Source organism: Thiorhodococcus drewsii AZ1, assembly GCF_000224065.1.
GTDB classification, from domain to species: domain Bacteria; phylum Pseudomonadota; class Gammaproteobacteria; order Chromatiales; family Chromatiaceae; genus Imhoffiella; species Imhoffiella drewsii.
This window is the reverse complement of record NZ_AFWT01000011.1, coordinates 132,968-147,936: the sequence shown is the minus strand read 5'-3', so window position 1 is coordinate 147,936 and position 14,969 is coordinate 132,968. Positions and strand designations below refer to the sequence as shown.

Annotated in this window: 12 protein-coding genes and 1 pseudogene; 4 read left to right on the top strand and 9 right to left on the bottom strand. The window is 62.4% G+C overall.

All coding sequences use genetic code 11. The features are described 5' to 3' along the window. Positions 1 to 156: 156 nt before the first annotated feature. The 3 genes from nspC to THIDRDRAFT_RS09660 all read left to right on the top strand — a co-directional run bounded on the left by nspC (position 157) and on the right by THIDRDRAFT_RS09660 (position 5,044). A complete protein-coding gene (gene nspC / locus THIDRDRAFT_RS09670) occupies positions 157 to 1,263 on the top strand; it encodes a carboxynorspermidine decarboxylase (protein WP_007040654.1) in 1,107 nt (368 codons plus the stop codon). Between the two features lie 15 nt (positions 1,264 to 1,278). Continuing rightward, positions 1,279 to 2,619, top strand: a complete 1,341-nt coding sequence (locus THIDRDRAFT_RS09665; RefSeq protein ID WP_007040653.1) for a saccharopine dehydrogenase family protein — start codon at positions 1,279 to 1,281, stop codon at positions 2,617 to 2,619. Positions 2,620 to 2,794: 175 nt separating this feature from the next. Then, positions 2,795 to 5,044 carry an arginine/lysine/ornithine decarboxylase gene (locus tag THIDRDRAFT_RS09660; RefSeq protein WP_007040652.1) on the top strand — a complete coding sequence of 750 codons (2,250 nt, stop codon included), beginning with the start codon at positions 2,795 to 2,797 and terminating at the stop codon, positions 5,042 to 5,044. On the opposite strand, the gene THIDRDRAFT_RS09655 is transcribed toward THIDRDRAFT_RS09660, so the two are convergent. The 9 genes and pseudogenes from THIDRDRAFT_RS09655 to THIDRDRAFT_RS27305 form a co-directional block, all read right to left on the bottom strand. Further along, positions 5,041 to 6,141, bottom strand: coding sequence for an AI-2E family transporter (locus THIDRDRAFT_RS09655; protein ID WP_007040651.1), 1,101 nt, complete (start codon positions 6,139 to 6,141; stop codon positions 5,041 to 5,043). The two genes, THIDRDRAFT_RS09660 and THIDRDRAFT_RS09655, sit on opposite strands and share 4 nt — an antisense overlap. Positions 6,142 to 6,233: 92 nt before the next feature. Beyond that, positions 6,234 to 6,851, bottom strand: coding sequence for a hypothetical protein (locus tag THIDRDRAFT_RS09650; protein ID WP_007040650.1), 618 nt, complete (start codon positions 6,849 to 6,851; stop codon positions 6,234 to 6,236). Beyond that, the gene (locus THIDRDRAFT_RS09645; protein WP_007040649.1) at positions 6,848 to 7,780 is read right to left on the bottom strand and encodes a polysaccharide deacetylase family protein; all 933 of its coding nucleotides are present in this window, start codon (positions 7,778 to 7,780) and stop codon (positions 6,848 to 6,850) included. The genes THIDRDRAFT_RS09650 and THIDRDRAFT_RS09645 overlap by 4 nt, the downstream gene beginning before the upstream one ends. Before the next feature lie 2 nt (positions 7,781 to 7,782). Then, positions 7,783 to 8,640 carry a GNAT family N-acetyltransferase gene (locus tag THIDRDRAFT_RS09640; protein ID WP_007040648.1) on the bottom strand — a complete coding sequence of 286 codons (858 nt, stop codon included), beginning with the start codon at positions 8,638 to 8,640 and terminating at the stop codon, positions 7,783 to 7,785. Between the two features lie 670 nt (positions 8,641 to 9,310). Continuing rightward, positions 9,311 to 9,445, bottom strand: a complete 135-nt coding sequence (locus THIDRDRAFT_RS27095) for a hypothetical protein (protein WP_007040647.1) — start codon at positions 9,443 to 9,445, stop codon at positions 9,311 to 9,313. A 132-nt stretch (positions 9,446 to 9,577) separates the two neighbouring features. Then, positions 9,578 to 9,724 carry an entericidin A/B family lipoprotein gene (locus THIDRDRAFT_RS09635; protein WP_007040646.1) on the bottom strand — a complete coding sequence of 49 codons (147 nt, stop codon included), beginning with the start codon at positions 9,722 to 9,724 and terminating at the stop codon, positions 9,578 to 9,580. 359 nt (positions 9,725 to 10,083) lie between these two features. After that, positions 10,084 to 10,506, bottom strand: coding sequence for a hypothetical protein (locus THIDRDRAFT_RS09630; RefSeq protein WP_007040645.1), 423 nt, complete (start codon positions 10,504 to 10,506; stop codon positions 10,084 to 10,086). Then, positions 10,499 to 12,613, bottom strand: coding sequence for a tetratricopeptide repeat protein (locus THIDRDRAFT_RS09625; RefSeq protein WP_007040644.1), 2,115 nt, complete (start codon positions 12,611 to 12,613; stop codon positions 10,499 to 10,501). Before THIDRDRAFT_RS09625 ends, THIDRDRAFT_RS09630 begins: the two co-directional genes overlap by 8 nt. A gap of 70 nt (positions 12,614 to 12,683) precedes the next feature. Then, a pseudogene (locus THIDRDRAFT_RS27305) lies at positions 12,684 to 13,541 on the bottom strand (CHAT domain-containing protein); the annotation flags it as partial. Between the two features lie 500 nt (positions 13,542 to 14,041). On the opposite strand from THIDRDRAFT_RS27305, the gene THIDRDRAFT_RS09615 reads away from it, so the two are divergent. Further along, entirely contained in the window at positions 14,042 to 14,827 is a 786-nt protein-coding gene (locus THIDRDRAFT_RS09615; protein ID WP_083827457.1) for a class I SAM-dependent methyltransferase, read from the top strand. Positions 14,828 to 14,969: the final 142 nt, after the last annotated feature.

The window sequence follows — 14,969 nt, the reverse complement described above, 5'->3', positions numbered from 1 at the left end:
GTTGGATATCGGGGCTGGCCCCTCAATGCGGTCCCCAGGTTTCGCTACGCTGCACCCAAGCCAGGCGGATGCGGCGCGTTGCCCTTTTTTTGAAATAGATCGATGCTAGACTTCACGCCCCCGAAAAGACACCCCCGACGATCTCCGAACATCTCAATGAAAGATCTGCCGACGCCCTATTATCTGATCGACGAATCCCGACTCCAGAAGAACCTCGAAATCATCCAGCAGGTACGTGAGGCATCCGGCGCCAAGTCGGTGCTGGCGCTCAAGTGTTTCTCGACCTGGTGCGTTTTCGATCTGATGCGTCAGTATATGGACGGAACCACCAGCAGTTCGCTGTTCGAGGCGCGTCTGGGCTACGAGGAATTCGGGAAGGAGGTCCATGCCTACAGCGTTGGATTCTCCCGCGACGACGTCAAGGCGGTTGCCGAGTTCGCCGACAAGATCATCTTCAATTCGCTCTCGCAGCTGCGCCAGTATCACGCCGAGGTCGAGGGTCGCAACCTGGGGTTGCGAGTCAATCCGGGGATCAGCTATTCGCACTTCGATCTCGCCGATCCGGCGCGCCGCTATTCGCGACTGGGCGTCGCGGACAAGGACGCACTCACCGAGGTCGCCCCACTGCTCAAGGGGCTCATGTTCCATTTCAACTGCGAGAACACCGAGATCGAGAGCATCTGCGCCTCGCTCGACACCATTGGGCGCGAATACGGCGACCTATTGCAGCGCATGGAGTGGGTCAGCCTAGGCGGCGGTCTATCCTTCACCAGTGCCGACTATCCGCTGGATCGCTTCTGCGCGGCCTTGCGCGAGTTCAGCCAGGCGTTCGACATCCAGGTCTATCTGGAACCCGGCGAGGCCGCCGTGACTCACAGCACCGAACTGGTGACGACCGTGATCGACGTGGTTCACAACGAGCTGGATATCGCCATCATCGATGCCTCCCTGGAGGCGCACATGCTGGATCATCTGGTCTATCGAACCACGCCGTCGGTCGCCGCTCCAGGAGCGGGCACGCATCGCGTCATGATTGCCGGCCGGACCTGTCTGGCGGGCGACATCTTCGGCGAGTTCGAGCTGGCGGAACCCCTGCGCGTCGGCAGCGAGATCCGTATCGCCGACGCGGGCGGCTACACCATGGTCAAGACCAACTGGTTCAACGGGGTTGCCATGCCCTCGATCGCGGTCCGTCGTCTTGACGGAACGATCGAGGTGATCCGCACCTTCGGCTACGACGATTTCAAACGCAGTCTTTCCTGAGCGAGAAGATAAAGCATGAAAGAGAATGTCCTCATCATCGGCGCCGGCGGCGTCGCCCATGTCGCCGCCCACAAGGCCGCGATGCACAACGATGTCCTCGGTGACATCTGCATCGCCTCGCGGACCCTGTCCAAGTGCGAGGAGATCATCGAGAGCATCCAGCGGAAAGGTCACGTCAAGGATGCGTCCCGCAAGCTCTACGCGCGCCAACTGGACGCGCTAGACGTTCCGGCGACCGTCGCGCTGATCAAGGAAACAGACTCCCAGATCGTGATCAACCTGGGGTCGGCCTTCCTCAACATGTCGATCCTGGAGGCCTGCATCGAGACCGGTGTCGCCTACATCGACACCGCCATCCACGAGGACCCGGACAAGGTCTGCGAAAACCCGCCCTGGTACGCCAACTACGAGTGGAAGCGTAAGGACCGCTGCGCCGAGAAGGGCGTTACGGCCATCCTCGGTGCCGGATTCGATCCCGGCGTGGTCAACGCCTATTGCGCCCTGGCGGTCAAGCGCTACTTCGACACCATCGAGACGATCGACATCATCGACGTCAACGCCGGCAGCCACGGCAAATATTTCGCGACCAACTTCGATCCCGAGATCAATTTCCGCGAGTTCGTTAAGGTCTGGACCTGGATCGACCGCCAGTGGAAGGAGTATCCGACCCACACCGTCAAGCGCGTCTACGACCTGCCGGTGGTCGGCCCCTCGCCCATCTATCTTAACGGTCACGACGAGCTGCATTCGCTGTCGAAGAACATCGATGCCGAGAGCATCCGCTTCTGGATGGGCTTCGGCGATCACTACATCAACGTCTTCACCGTGCTGCGCACGCTCGGCTTCCTCAACCATCTGCCGGTCACGCTCGCCGACGGCCAGGAAGTGGTGCCGCTCAAGGTGGTCAAGGCGCTCTTTCCCGACCCCAAGACGCTGGCGCCCAACTACACCGGCAAGACCTGCATCGGCAACTTCGTCAAGGGCGTCAAGGACGGCAAGCCGCGCGAGGTCTTCATCTATCAGGTCTCGGACCACAAGGCCGCCTACGAGGAGGTCGAGTCGCAAGGCATCAGCTATACCGCTGGCGTACCGCCGGTGGCCGCCGCCATGCTGATCGCCGATGGCACCTGGGACACCAAGACCATGGTCAACGTCGAGGAGCTGGATCCTGAGCCGTTCATCGCCATCCTCGACACAATCGGTCTGCCGACCGAGGTCAAGGAGATCGAGCCGGGCAGCGCGGGCTCATTCGATGGAAGCGTGCGCGATCTGGAGACGGAACTGGCCGAATCGACGGCCACCGTCACGGTCTCTGCGGCGAATCCCATGATCGCCGTCGCCCCCAAACCGCGCTGATCGAGAACGGCTGCCCGGCCCAAGGCAGCCCCATTCGACTTCCATAAGACTTGAACCGCAAAGGCGCGAAGGACGCAAAGAATATCTTCGCGCTCTTTGCGCCTTTGCGGTTCAAACACCGGCTTCTAGGGTCTAGCATCCCCAGGGTATTTTGATTCTCATTCAGGAGAACGCGATGCGTTTTCGCTTTCCAGTCGTCATCATCGACGAGGACTTCCGCTCCGAGAACACGAGCGGTCTTGGCATTCGCGCCCTCGCCAAGGCGATCGAAAGCGAGGGCCTAGAGGTCCTCGGAGTCACCAGCTATGGAGACCTGAGGTCGTTCGCCCAGCAGCAAAGCCGCGCCTCCTGCTTCATCCTCTCGATCGATGACGAGGAGTTCGGCAGCGGCTCGCCGGAAGAGATCCAGGAGGCGCTCGCCACCCTGCGCGAGTTCGTGCTGGAGGTTCGGGTCCGCAACGAGGACATCCCCATCTTCCTCTACGGCGAAACCCGCACCTCTCGCCACATCCCGAACGATGTCCTGAAGGAGCTGCACGGCTTCATCCATATGTTCGAGGACACGCCCGAGTTCATCGCGCGCTATGTCATGCGCGAGTGCCGAGCCTATCTTGACAGCCTGGCGCCGCCCTTCTTCCGCGCCCTCACCCACTATGCCGCAGACAGCTCCTACTCCTGGCACTGCCCCGGACACTCCGGCGGCGTCGCCTTCCTCAAGAGCCCGGTCGGACAGATGTTCCACCAGTTCTTCGGCGAGAATATGCTGCGCGCCGACGTCTGCAACGCCGTCGACGAGCTGGGACAATTGCTCGACCATTCGGGACCGGTGGCGGCCTCGGAGCGCAACGCCGCGCGCATCTTCAACTGCGACCACCTGTTCTTCGTCACCAACGGCACCTCGACCTCGAACAAGATCGTCTGGCATTCGACGGTCGCACCGGACGACATCGTCGTGGTGGACCGCAACTGCCACAAGTCGATCCTCCACTCGATCATCATGACCGGCGCGATCCCGGTGTTCCTCATGCCGACGCGCAATCATTACGGGATCATCGGTCCGATCCCGCTCGATGAATTCCGCCCGGAGAACATCCAGCGGAAGATCGATGCCAATCCCTTCGCCAAGGGCATCAAGTCCCAGCCGCGCGTGCTCACGATTACCCAAAGCACCTACGACGGCGTGCTCTACAACGTCGACGCCATCAAATCGCTGCTGGACGGCAAGATCGACACCCTGCTGTTCGACGAGGCATGGCTGCCGCATGCCTCCTTTCACGACTTCTACGTCGGCATGCACGCCATCGGACAGAATCGGGCGATCTGCGACGAATCCATGGTCTTCGCCACCCAATCGACCCACAAATTGCTGGCAGGACTCTCACAGGCATCTCAGATCCTGGTGCAGGAATCCGCATCTCGAACACTCGATCGCAACAGCTTCATCGAGGCCTATCTGATGCATTCCTCCACCAGCCCGCAGTACGCCATCATTGCATCCTGCGACGTCGCTGCCGCCATGATGGAGCCGCCGGGGGGAACCGCGCTGGTACACGAATCCATCATGGAGGCGCTCGACTTCCGCCGCGCCATGCGCAAGGTCGATGCGGAGTTCGGAGACGACTGGTGGTTCAAGGTCTGGGGACCGGACTATCTGGCCGAGGAAGGCATCGGCGATCGCGAAGATTGGGTCCTGCAGGCCGGCGACCGCTGGCACGGGTTCGGCGACCTGGCCCCCGGCTTCAACATGCTCGACCCCATCAAGGCGACCGTCATCACCCCTGGATTGGACGTCGACGGCGAGTTCGCCGAGTCCGGCATTCCGGCGGGTGTCGTCACCAAGTATCTGGCCGAGCACGGCATCGTGGTCGAGAAGACCGGCCTCTACTCCTTCTTCATCATGTTCACCATCGGCATCACCAAGGGCCGCTGGAACACCATGGTGACCGAGCTGCAGCAGTTCAAAGACGACTACGACCGCAACCAGCCGCTGTGGCGCGTGCTGCCCGAGTTCATCCAGGCCTATCCCTGCTACGAAAAGGTCGGGCTACGCGATCTCTGCGACCAGATCCACGGCATCTACAAGGCCAACGACGTCGCCCACCTGACCACCGAAATGTATCTCTCCGATTTCGTCCCGGCCATGAAACCGGCCGTCGCATTCGCCAAAATGGCGCATCGCGAGATCGACAGGGTCAGCATCGACGATCTGGAGGAGCGCATCACCAGCGTGCTGCTGACCCCCTACCCGCCCGGTATCCCGCTGCTCATTCCAGGTGAACGGTTCAACGCCACCATCGTCCGCTACCTCCAATTCGCTCGCGAATTCAACACCAGCTTCCCCGGTTTCGAGACCGATATCCACGGACTGGTGAAGGAAACCGTCGACGGCGAGGTACGTTACTTCGTCGACTGCGTGAAATTCTAGGTCTGGTCCTTGTCCATTCCCGAGATCTCGCGTCGAGCCGAGTCGAAGGCGTGCTTGGCCTCGATCTCCGGGCCGAGCATGATGGCGAATGGGCGGGTCTGAGGATTGGCGTCGAGCGCGATCTTGAGCGCCATGGTCAGCGGAACCGAGAGAAGCATGCCGACCGAACCCAGGACGTAGCCCCAGAAGACCAAGGAGACGAAGACGACCAGTGTCGAGAGTCCGAGTCCGCGTCCCATGACGCGCGGCTCGACGAAGCTACCGATCAGGACGTTGACGCAAAGGTAACCGATGGCCACCAGAAGTACGGATTCCAGATCGAGCTGAACCAACGTCAGCAGCACCGCAGGAACGGCGGCGATGATCGAACCGATGGTGGGCACGAAGTTGAGCAGAAACGCGAGGGTCGCCCACATGGCCGCGAAATCGACGCCCAAAAAGGTCAGCCAGATCCAGATCAACAGCCCGGTGGCCAAACTGGTATTGGCCTTAATGAACATGTAGCGATTGATGGTCTGGAGCACCTCGCGCAGGTGCCCCATAGAAATCTCTGGCGCGCGCAGGGCCGCCCGGAGCTTGTTCGGCAGGCTGTTGGCCTCCAGCAGGATGAAGACGACCGTCAGCAGAATGAGGAAGGCGTTGGCCAGCGCCCCACCCAACCCCTTGATCAGATCGCCCGCCAGACCGAGGGTGCGTGCGGGGTCGACCATCGAGTTCAGCGCATCCTTTGAGATGTGCACCCCGACGAGATCCAACCAGCTCGCGGCTTCTTCGGTCATGGCCTTGAGCCGCTCCTGATAGTCCGGAAGGCTCGTGTTGAAGGCGTTCAGCGAACTGCTGAAGAGTCCGACCATGGCGCCGCCAACGCCGATGAGTACCGCCACGACCAGCAGCATGGCCGCCCAGCCGGGCAGACCGCGCGCGCGCAGATAGCGGATAGGCGGCTGCAGCACCACGGCGATGAAAACCGCAAGGAGGAAGGGCGTGATCAGATTTGCGGCGGCCTTGAGTCCGGCAACGACCACGACGAAGGCACCGGCGACCAGCAGGAAACGCGCGGCAGGGCTGAACCCGAATGGCTGACCCGTTTCTGGCATGAGAGTTGGTTCGACTCGACTATCCTAAGCGGCCTATTTTATGCGGTCCAGGGACCAACCGGTAGCAGACATCGAGCGGCTTGCATCCTAACTCATCGCGTACTGACCTCGGCCGAAGGATTGGCGATCCCTGGGAGCGGCTCGCCAATACCGACGCTCAGATAGTCGCCAACCACCTGCTGGACCTGATCGACCGAAAGCGGCGGTCCGAAGTGGCAATCGAAGTAAGGCGCAATACAGCGCAGAAAGAGCACCTCGCTCGGCACGCGCGATTCCAGCCACCAGACGCTTTCCTGGAAGACCGGGTCCGAACAGCCCCTAGTCACGAGAAAGTCCGGAATCCGGGTCGTGGGATCGATCAAGACCTGCTGACTGATGCGACCGACCTGGAACTCGCCCTGCCTGACCCACTGGGGCTCGTCGCCCGACACCTGGCGGACCTCCAGCTCGCAATACGGCTCGGTCCGGTTGCCGTAGTTGGCCAATCGTCCGCCTTGCAGGATCGCGTGCGCACGCTGCGGGGGGATCTCGATCGGTGCGGTCACTCGGAGCGTCAGGGGCGGTCGAGTCGTGCCGAACGGCTGCGCGCAACCGCCGAGGAACATGCCCAGCAGCACCGCAATCAGAACCGCGCCCGCGCGGCCGTGCGGACCGATGCGACTTCGCCCCATGTCGTTGAGCTCGAAACCTGAAATCGGTGAAAGACTCATAATGCAGTGCTCCGCTTGGCCGCCGGCTGTTCGAAGTGCGCGATCCAATGCTCGGCGATCTCGCGCCGGCGACAGAACCAGATATCATCGAATCCGGCAGCATAGTCGAGAAAACGCGCCAGGGCCTGCGCCCGCGCCGGATGACCGCTGATCCGCGCATGCAGCCCGACGCTCATCATGGCCGGGCGCTCCCGCCCCTCTACCCTCATCATGTCGAAGGCATCGCGCAGCAGGATAAAGAAATCGTCCCCCGTGGCACAGCCGGGAGACAGCAGATAACGGATGTCGTTGGTAATCAGGCTGTATGGCACGATCAGGTGAGACTGGCCGCTCTCGCTCAACCAATAGGGCCGCTCGTCGTCGTAGGCGTCGGAGTCGTAGAGAAAGCCGCCATGCTCCACCAGGAGCCTGCGGGTGTTGGGGCTGACCCGTCCGCTGTACCAGCCGACCGGTCGTTGGCCGCAGGTCTCGGCGATGATCCGGCAGGTATGAGCGATGTGCTCGCGCTCGGTCGCCGCGTCGACATCGCGATAGTCGATCCAGCGGTAGCCGTGACCGGCGACCTCGTGTCCCAGTTCGCCGAGCGCGGCGCCGATCTCGGGATTGAGTTCCAGCGCCCGCCCGCAGGCGAAGGCGGTGAAGGGGATCGTACGTTCGTCGAACAGACGCAGCAGACGCCAGAAGCCGACCCGGGCGCCATAGTCGTACAGCCCTTCCGCGCTGAAATGGCGCTGTCCGAGACGCCGCTGGATGCCGGACAGCTCGGACAGATAGTCCTCCGAACCGTCGTCACCGTTGAGGAGCGTGCGCTCGGCGCCCTCCTCCACATTAACGACGAACTGCAGAGCCAGACGCGCACCGCAAGGCCAGTGCGGATGGGGTGGATGGCGGCCATACCCCTGCAGATCGCGCGGATGCCAAACATCCATGGCTAACCGAGTTCGAAGGTGGTGACCCCAAAAACCTCCGCGTCTGGCACAGTCGGAAAGGGACCGAGGTACATGCGGGCACACCCGAAAACCTCGTGCAGACCATGGCGCGCGGCGAGCGCCAATGCCTGGGGATTGTTCTCGGGCACGTCGAGGAAGATAGGCGCGCCGGGCGCATGATCGACGAGCCCGTAGAACAGGACCTCGGCGGTCTGGATGTCGGCGGCGAACAGCGGCCCGATCTTGAAGCCCTGGCGACAGGGGCGGATGACGCCGTATCCCTGAAGCCCGACGCCATCCATCGCTCCAAGGGCGCGGCTGCCGGGCTGGGCGATCCAGGCGCGCAGGAACTCCTCGCGCGGCGCGGGAAAGTGGGCGGCATCGTAGCTGGCCAGGAGCTCGAAGGGCACTTCGGCCAGATCGACCAGACGCGCATCCCGCTTGACCGAAAAACCAACCCCTTCGAAACGCAGATCCCGGTGACTCAGTACGAAGCCGCCACGAGAATAGAAGTCCTGCATACCGAACACACCGTCCATGCCGATCATGACCGGCTCGCGAAGGCGCTCGCTGAGGCGATCGCGACGGATGTGCCAAAGGTGACGACCGAGCCCCTGTCCACGCTGATCGGGACGGATGATGAAGAACCCCATGAAACCGAAGCGCTCGCCATAGGCGACGATGGAACCGCCGCCGATCAACTCCCCGTCCCGCTCGGCGGCGATAAACCCATCAGGGTCGGTATCCCAGAAGATCTGGGCGTCATTGAGTCCTGGATTCCAGCCCTCCTCGGCGGCCCAGTCCACCAGGATGTCCAGCTCGTTGCGCGTCATGGCGCGGATGATCGGTTCTGAGGCCATCACCGTACTCCTTAGAATGTCGTCGGCCGGGAAGCAGGGGGCTCTTCCCGAATGAGATATCTATACACTACTCGAATCTTCTTTTTGGTGTTGGCAGGATCCAACACCAAAAAACGAGAGATTGGATACTAGAGAATGAGCCGTTTTTCCCCGAAATCGAGGTTGAACCGCGGCGTTCAGCCCGATCTGATGCGTGATCAGCAGCCATCATCGTCGGTAGACCCATGCACCCAAAGTCCTACCGTGACGACTCGCCTTGAGCCTGACCGGTAGAACCGCAGCGCAGGCGACAAAGGCCAAGACGAAGGATTGACTGCGTTTTTATGATTGCAGCGCACTGACTTCCCAGGTTTGTTGGCAAGAGCTCGCTAGAAGGGTAGACCGCACACGTCAAACCCTTAGGCGATCTACGGAATATCCTACCTGGGTGAGGAGCGAACCCCAACATGACCGCGTCGCCTCCTCTCGCCAACGCTGTTCAGGCTCGTGAGTTCGGATCCGTCTGACCGAGCTTCGCCCTGCAAAGCCGCGCGATCCCGGCGTAGCAGGATCGACGCTCTGCAGCGGCATGATCGCCCCGACTGGCTACGGCGATCGAGACATCTGAAAATCAGCCTCTTGGAGCTGAACCGACAGTGAAGAAAACCAAGGTGTTGCTTCCGTCCTACGACTAGACCAGTCCGCCCTTGACGTTACCCAGCACGGTCTTGGACTCCTCTTTGGTCTTCTTCGCATTCCTCTTTTCTTTCAGCGTCAGCTCCGGTTTTTTCTTTGCTTCTTTGTTGCTTTTTCGTTCCTTGGTCATGGGTGATCTCTCGACAGCGGGTGACAAGATTTCCGGGTATCCATGTCGGCGCCCCGGCCCGACCAGATAACCGAACCGGAAAGCGGTGCTTTACTGCTATTTTCCTGCGGAGGCCACGTCCTTCGTACCGCTTCACATCTCATTTTTGACGTCCCTGGCCGTATCGCTCACGGCGTCACCACCGCTTTGAATGTCCTTGCCTGCGCCCTCGATGGTATTGCAGCCGGACAATCCAGCCATTGCGATCAGAAAAATGAGTGCCGCGAGCTTTTTCATCATCATTACCTGTTAGGGGTGCGGTGAGTTCCGCTGTCGTTACGCCACAATGCTGCCATCGGCTCTTAAGGGACTGGGCGCAACGACCGATGCCGGGCGTGTCAGATCGAGTGCGGCGAGATCAATCGGGCTCGACGCTGAACCTGCATGACCTCGGTCCGCCTACGATCCCCCGGTTCTCCGCACTCTATTCCGAACAGACCGTGACTTCGGTGCGCTAGCGCACTTAAGTCCAGTGTCGACATGCGCCTATGCAGCGCCCTTGGAAGACGGACGGCTGGCACAGCGCGTTGTGGAGCAGCCTGTTGCCTCGCACCAGCAACAATCAGGGGATCTGTTGGCACCAACCGATGCGGACAGCCTCACCCCTCCCCACCCGGCAGCAAACTGGATAGCTTCTGGAGCAACTGGGTCAGCAGCTTGCTGTCCGCCGGTTTGTGCTCGATCTCCAGCTCCCACGTGCCGTCGGCATGGCGCTTGAAGCGGATGTGGGTGCGCAGCAGAAAGGTGATGGCGACCAGCACCGGCACGCTGCTGACCAGGCCGCCGTCGAAGCGCTGTGGATCGGCGGTCTGGGCCAGCGCATCGATACGCTCCCCCTGCTCGGGCGATTCGCGCAACACGTCCAGCAGCTCGCGAGAGAGCGCGGCCGCCTGATCCTCGGGGATCGGCTGCGCGGCGAGGCTCGCATAGCGTTGCGCGAAGGCATCGAAATCCGGATCGGCCGTGGCGAGGGTGCGCAACAGACCCGAGATTCGGGCATCGGTGAGTGCTGGATCAGTCATTCGGTTCTTGCTCCCTGAGTTGGCGTTCGAGGTCTTCGAGTGTGATGAGTCGATCCAATCCGGCCTCCCGCCAGTCTTGCCGAAGGGCGGTCTGGACCGGGGCGTCCGCCGCTTGCAGGGGGCGGGCGAAATTCCGAACGGCGATGCCCAGGTAATGCGAGTCATTGGACTGGGCCAAGCGTTCGATGGCCTTGAGGAACCAGGCACCGGCGCTGGCGAAATCGCGTTGCTCATGGGCGATCCTCCCCAACTGGTGGTAGCTCGTCGCCGCCCCGTGCGCGTTGCCCTGTTGCTCATCGATCGCCAGCGCCTTCCGATACCAGGCCTCGGCGCTGGCGAAATCGCGTTGCTCCTCGGCGATCCTCCCCAACTGGTGGTAGCTCGTCGCCGCCCCGTGCGCGTTGCCCTGTTGCTCCTTGATCGCCAGCGACTTCCGGTACCAGGCCTCGGCGCTGGCGAAATCGCGTTGCTCCTCGGCGATCATCCCCAATTGGTGGTAGCTCGTCGCCGCCCCGTGCGCGTTGCCCTGTTGCTCCTTGATCGCCAGCGACTTCCGGTACCAGGCCTCGGCGCTGGCGAAATCGCGTTGCTCCTCGGCGATCACCCCCAATTGGTGGTAGGCGCCAGCCAACATTTCTTGATTGTCTGCCGCCTCGGCCTGTGTTGCCTGCGCCTCGAAGAGTTGCCGGGCGGCGGCGAGATCCCGCCGGTTCAGGGCGAAAGCCGCTAGCGACTGGGTGAGCGCAAGAACAGGGACCTGCATGCCCAACCCGCTCGCCAGCCCCAGTGCCTGGTGAAAGCTCGCACCATGGATGGCGAAGTGGCCGCGCTGCTCGTGCAGTTCCTTGGGGGCCAATTGATCGGCGTAACGGCCCATGAAATCGACGAATCCCCGTTGCGCCGCCTCCGTCGCCGGATGACGGTCGGCGAGAAAGCCACTCAGGGCCGGATGCATGCGATAGATGCCCTGCCCCTCATGGTGCAGCAGGCCGCCGGTCTCGAGCGCTGCGAGACACGGGTTCAGGGTCTCGCGCGTCACCGGCGTGCCTGCGCGTTCGGCGATCTGCTCCAAGTCATCAATATCCACATAGCGCCGGTGCAGTCCGATCAGTTGCAGCAGCGGGGCGAAGGCGTCCGGCAGGCCCGCGTCCAGTAGCGCCAGGGCAGCGAAGATGCGTCGCGTGCTTTCATCCCCCTCCGAGCCGGCGAAGGCGGCTTCAAGCTCCGCCAGGAGCGTCTCGGCCGAGGTCTCGCCCAGACGCAGCAGCACCGCGCGCATGGCCAGCGGGTGGCCGTCGAGCGCGTCCATCAGCGCGCCGTAGTGGGCATCCTCGCGCTTGGGTCGGAGCCCCAGGTCCGCCACCACGGCGTTGCAGTATTCCCAACGCTCCTCCCCTTGCAGGCCGCCCAGCGGCAGCCGATAGACCGCCGTGGTGGCGAGCCAGGTCTCGCGCGAGCGGCTGGTGAGCAGCAGCCGGCTCTTGCCCCCGCGCAACCCTTTGATCAATGCGCCGAGCTGCTGGCGGTCGGTCTCCGGGAGCTGGGGCGTGACCTCGGTACCCGGGATACCGGCGGCGGACTCGAAGTTGTCCCAGACGATAAGCAGTGGCGTATCGCGCAATGCCTGGGTCAGGGCCGGGAGCTTTTCGTCCAGAGGCGCGGCGGTGGCGGCATGGCCGAATAGTGGCTCGACCAGGGCATTGACGACGAACTCGGCGCTGCGGATGTCCTCGAAGCCGAGCCAGAGGACGCTGGCGAACGGAGCGCCCTCCTCCGGGTCGCCCAAACCCTGGGTCTGCTCCAGCCAGCGCAGATAGCCCATGACCAGGGTGCTCTTGCCCACCCCGGCCATGCCGTGGATCAGCAGTGCCGCCTGGGGCTGGGTCAGGACCGCGCGCTCCAGTGCTTGGATGGCACGCTGGCGGCCGATGAAACCGTAATCGCCGAGCTTGCGCGCCTCCTCGGGCAGGCGCTCCACGCGCTCGGGGGCGAATCGCAGCTCGGCCACGGGCAGAACCAGTGCCTCTTGCTGATAGAGCACCGGCACTAGCCAGTCGCGCAGCGGATAGCTCCCACGGGCGCAGACACGCGCGTCCTGGGCGAGCATGGCCCGGCGCCCGGCGCCCGGCGCGGGTGGCCTCGGCGACCTCACCGCTCTCGATCAGTCGATCGTAGAAGGCGGGCACGAACTGCTGGGCGGCGCTGACATAGAGGTTGTAGCCCATAGCCACCACCGAGCGGATGCCGGCCTTGAGCAGTGCCGCGGCCACCGAGGCAAAGGGATCGTCGGCGCGCTCATCGATGCGCGCCGACTGGCAGGCGTTGAGCACCATGATCGGGATGCGGTACTCACTGAGCAGTGGAATGAGCTTGTCGGCGCTGACGGCCTCGTCCGCGCCGTCCCGGGTTTCGAAGATCAGCCGGCCCTCGGCACCTCGGAAGCAGTCGCCATTGACGCTGTAGGCGGCCTCGCCGTAGCCGCCGTGTCCGTCGAAATGGAGAATGTGGTAGAAGCCGGGGCGGCGGTGCAGGTGGTGTTGCAATTGGTCGAAGGTCGGCGGACGCAGCACCTCGATGCGTACCGGCAGGCCACACGCCGAGACCCGCTCGACCAGCGGGCGCGCCAGGGCGTGATAGCCGACATCCTGGTCGCCATACGGGCGGGCGATGACCAGCAGGATGTTGATCCGATCCGTCGGCAACCCCTCGGGCAGCGGCAAGGGGTCGTGCAGCGCGCTCACCTGGCGCTCGATGCGGCAGCTATGGGCCAAGGTGGTCCCATCGGGGTCGCGCAAGGCCTCCCAGGGCCAGCCGAGGATGCGCGGCTCGTCGCTGGCGATCTTGAGTGTGAGCCGGTCGAGCCCCGCCTGGCGCGCCGCGTGGTACCAGATCAGGGCCTGGCCGGCGAACAGTCGCGCGAAGCAGTCCTCGCCCCAGGCCGTCAGCGCGTCCTGGATGCGGTCGGCCAGTTCGGTGTTGGGAGTAAAGGGATAGTCGAGGAACCGCTCCAGATACCAGCCAAGATCCCGCAGCATATGGCTTTCGGAGCGGCCCGGTACCGCTACCGCGTCGGGCGCCTGGAGCGTGACCGTTTGCGACACCTTGCCATCGGACTGGCGTTCGACCCGAAAGCTGGACTCACCTGTATGACGAACGATCAGTGTTTGATGCATGGCGCGATCCCTGTGTCGAGTTGCTCCCGGCGGATTGTAGCAACAGGACAAAAGAAGGAGGCACGACCTTTGCTGCCGGCAAGGAGCGGATGCGGCAGCGAGCGCAAGGCGCCCCGAGGCGAAGATCAGTCGGACCCTGTCACCCGAAGGCGAAAGTGGTATCGATCGTGACCCCCAATCCTCAGTGACAACCCATGCAATAGACCCAGCCCTGGGTGAAGCGTCCATGCTCATAATCTCCAGGTGCCGCCTTGACGGTGTTATTCTCAATATTCTCGCCGCTCGGCCCACTCGCGGTCGGCGATTCCCTTGAGTTCGGCTAGATGTACCAGGAACGATTGCAGGCGTAGCGCAGTTCCTTCATGCGCGCGGCTGGCCTGACCCGGCCGGTCGTCGAACCGCCCCATCACGTCCAGCTGGAATGCTGGCCGTCACATCGACCACTACGAACCGCACCTTGGGCCGTAGAGGACATTCACATCAAAGGTCCATCTTTGCCCAAAATACGCGTGTGCTACAAAACCATCGAGTTCGGCGATACGGATATTCACGTTCGAACGCTGCGTGACAAACAACAGTATTCGGATGATGGCGGAGAGGCCCTGAAACGGGGCATCTCCTCGGCGCTCTGGCCGCTATTCGGGGTCATCTGGCCATCGGGAGAGATTCTCGCCCGCCTGATGCACGATCAGGACGTCGAAGGCCTGGGCATCTTGGAAATCGGGTGCGGAATCGGTCTGGCGAGCCTGGTCCTGAATCAGCGTCTGATGGATATCACGGCCACCGACTACCATCCGGAAGCGGAAGGCTTTCTCCAACACAACGTCAAGCTCAACGATGGCAAGGAGATTCCATTCGTCTGTACCGGATGGGAGGACGAGGACTCCGAGCTGGGAAAGTTCGATCTCATCATCGGCAGCGACCTGCTCTATGAGCGCGGCCACGTCGAAGTGCTGGCATCTTTTATCGAGCGGCACGCGAAAGCGGCCTGCGATGTGATTCTCGTCGATCCGGGTCGTGGGTATCACGCCCGCTTCAGTAAGAAAATGGTGACTCTTGGGTACTCCCACACCCAGGAAAGACCACAGCATTCCGACGATTTTGAACAGCCGTTCAAAGGGCAGATTCTCAGCTATCACCGAGCATGATGCGGTTCGTTCCTCTCCGCCTGAGGTGCGAATACATTCGCATCGACGCAAGGCTGATTGCTGAGCTGTAGCTTTTTTAGGCGTTTGAGGGTTGAGCTATTTGTGAGTTGTGGAATCTCTAGTGTTGAACTGGCATAATATG

Coding starts and splice junctions, on each gene's coding strand:
- THIDRDRAFT_RS09635 (WP_007040646.1), bottom strand. CDS start 9,724: ATGATGAAAAAGCTCGCGGCACTCATTTTTCTGATCGCAATGGCTGGA.
- THIDRDRAFT_RS09630 (WP_007040645.1), bottom strand. CDS start 10,506: ATGACTGATCCAGCACTCACCGATGCCCGAATCTCGGGTCTGTTGCGC.
- THIDRDRAFT_RS09660 (WP_007040652.1), top strand. CDS start 2,795: ATGCGTTTTCGCTTTCCAGTCGTCATCATCGACGAGGACTTCCGCTCC.
- THIDRDRAFT_RS09640 (WP_007040648.1), bottom strand. CDS start 8,640: ATGGCCTCAGAACCGATCATCCGCGCCATGACGCGCAACGAGCTGGAC.
- THIDRDRAFT_RS09625 (WP_007040644.1), bottom strand. CDS start 12,613: ATGCTCGCCCAGGACGCGCGTGTCTGCGCCCGTGGGAGCTATCCGCTG.
- THIDRDRAFT_RS09650 (WP_007040650.1), bottom strand. CDS start 6,851: ATGAGTCTTTCACCGATTTCAGGTTTCGAGCTCAACGACATGGGGCGA.
- nspC (WP_007040654.1), top strand. CDS start 157: ATGAAAGATCTGCCGACGCCCTATTATCTGATCGACGAATCCCGACTC.
- THIDRDRAFT_RS09665 (WP_007040653.1), top strand. CDS start 1,279: ATGAAAGAGAATGTCCTCATCATCGGCGCCGGCGGCGTCGCCCATGTC.
- THIDRDRAFT_RS09615 (WP_083827457.1), top strand. CDS start 14,042: ATGCGCGCGGCTGGCCTGACCCGGCCGGTCGTCGAACCGCCCCATCAC.
- THIDRDRAFT_RS09655 (WP_007040651.1), bottom strand. CDS start 6,141: ATGCCAGAAACGGGTCAGCCATTCGGGTTCAGCCCTGCCGCGCGTTTC.
- THIDRDRAFT_RS27095 (WP_007040647.1), bottom strand. CDS start 9,445: ATGACCAAGGAACGAAAAAGCAACAAAGAAGCAAAGAAAAAACCGGAG.
- THIDRDRAFT_RS09645 (WP_007040649.1), bottom strand. CDS start 7,780: ATGGATGTTTGGCATCCGCGCGATCTGCAGGGGTATGGCCGCCATCCA.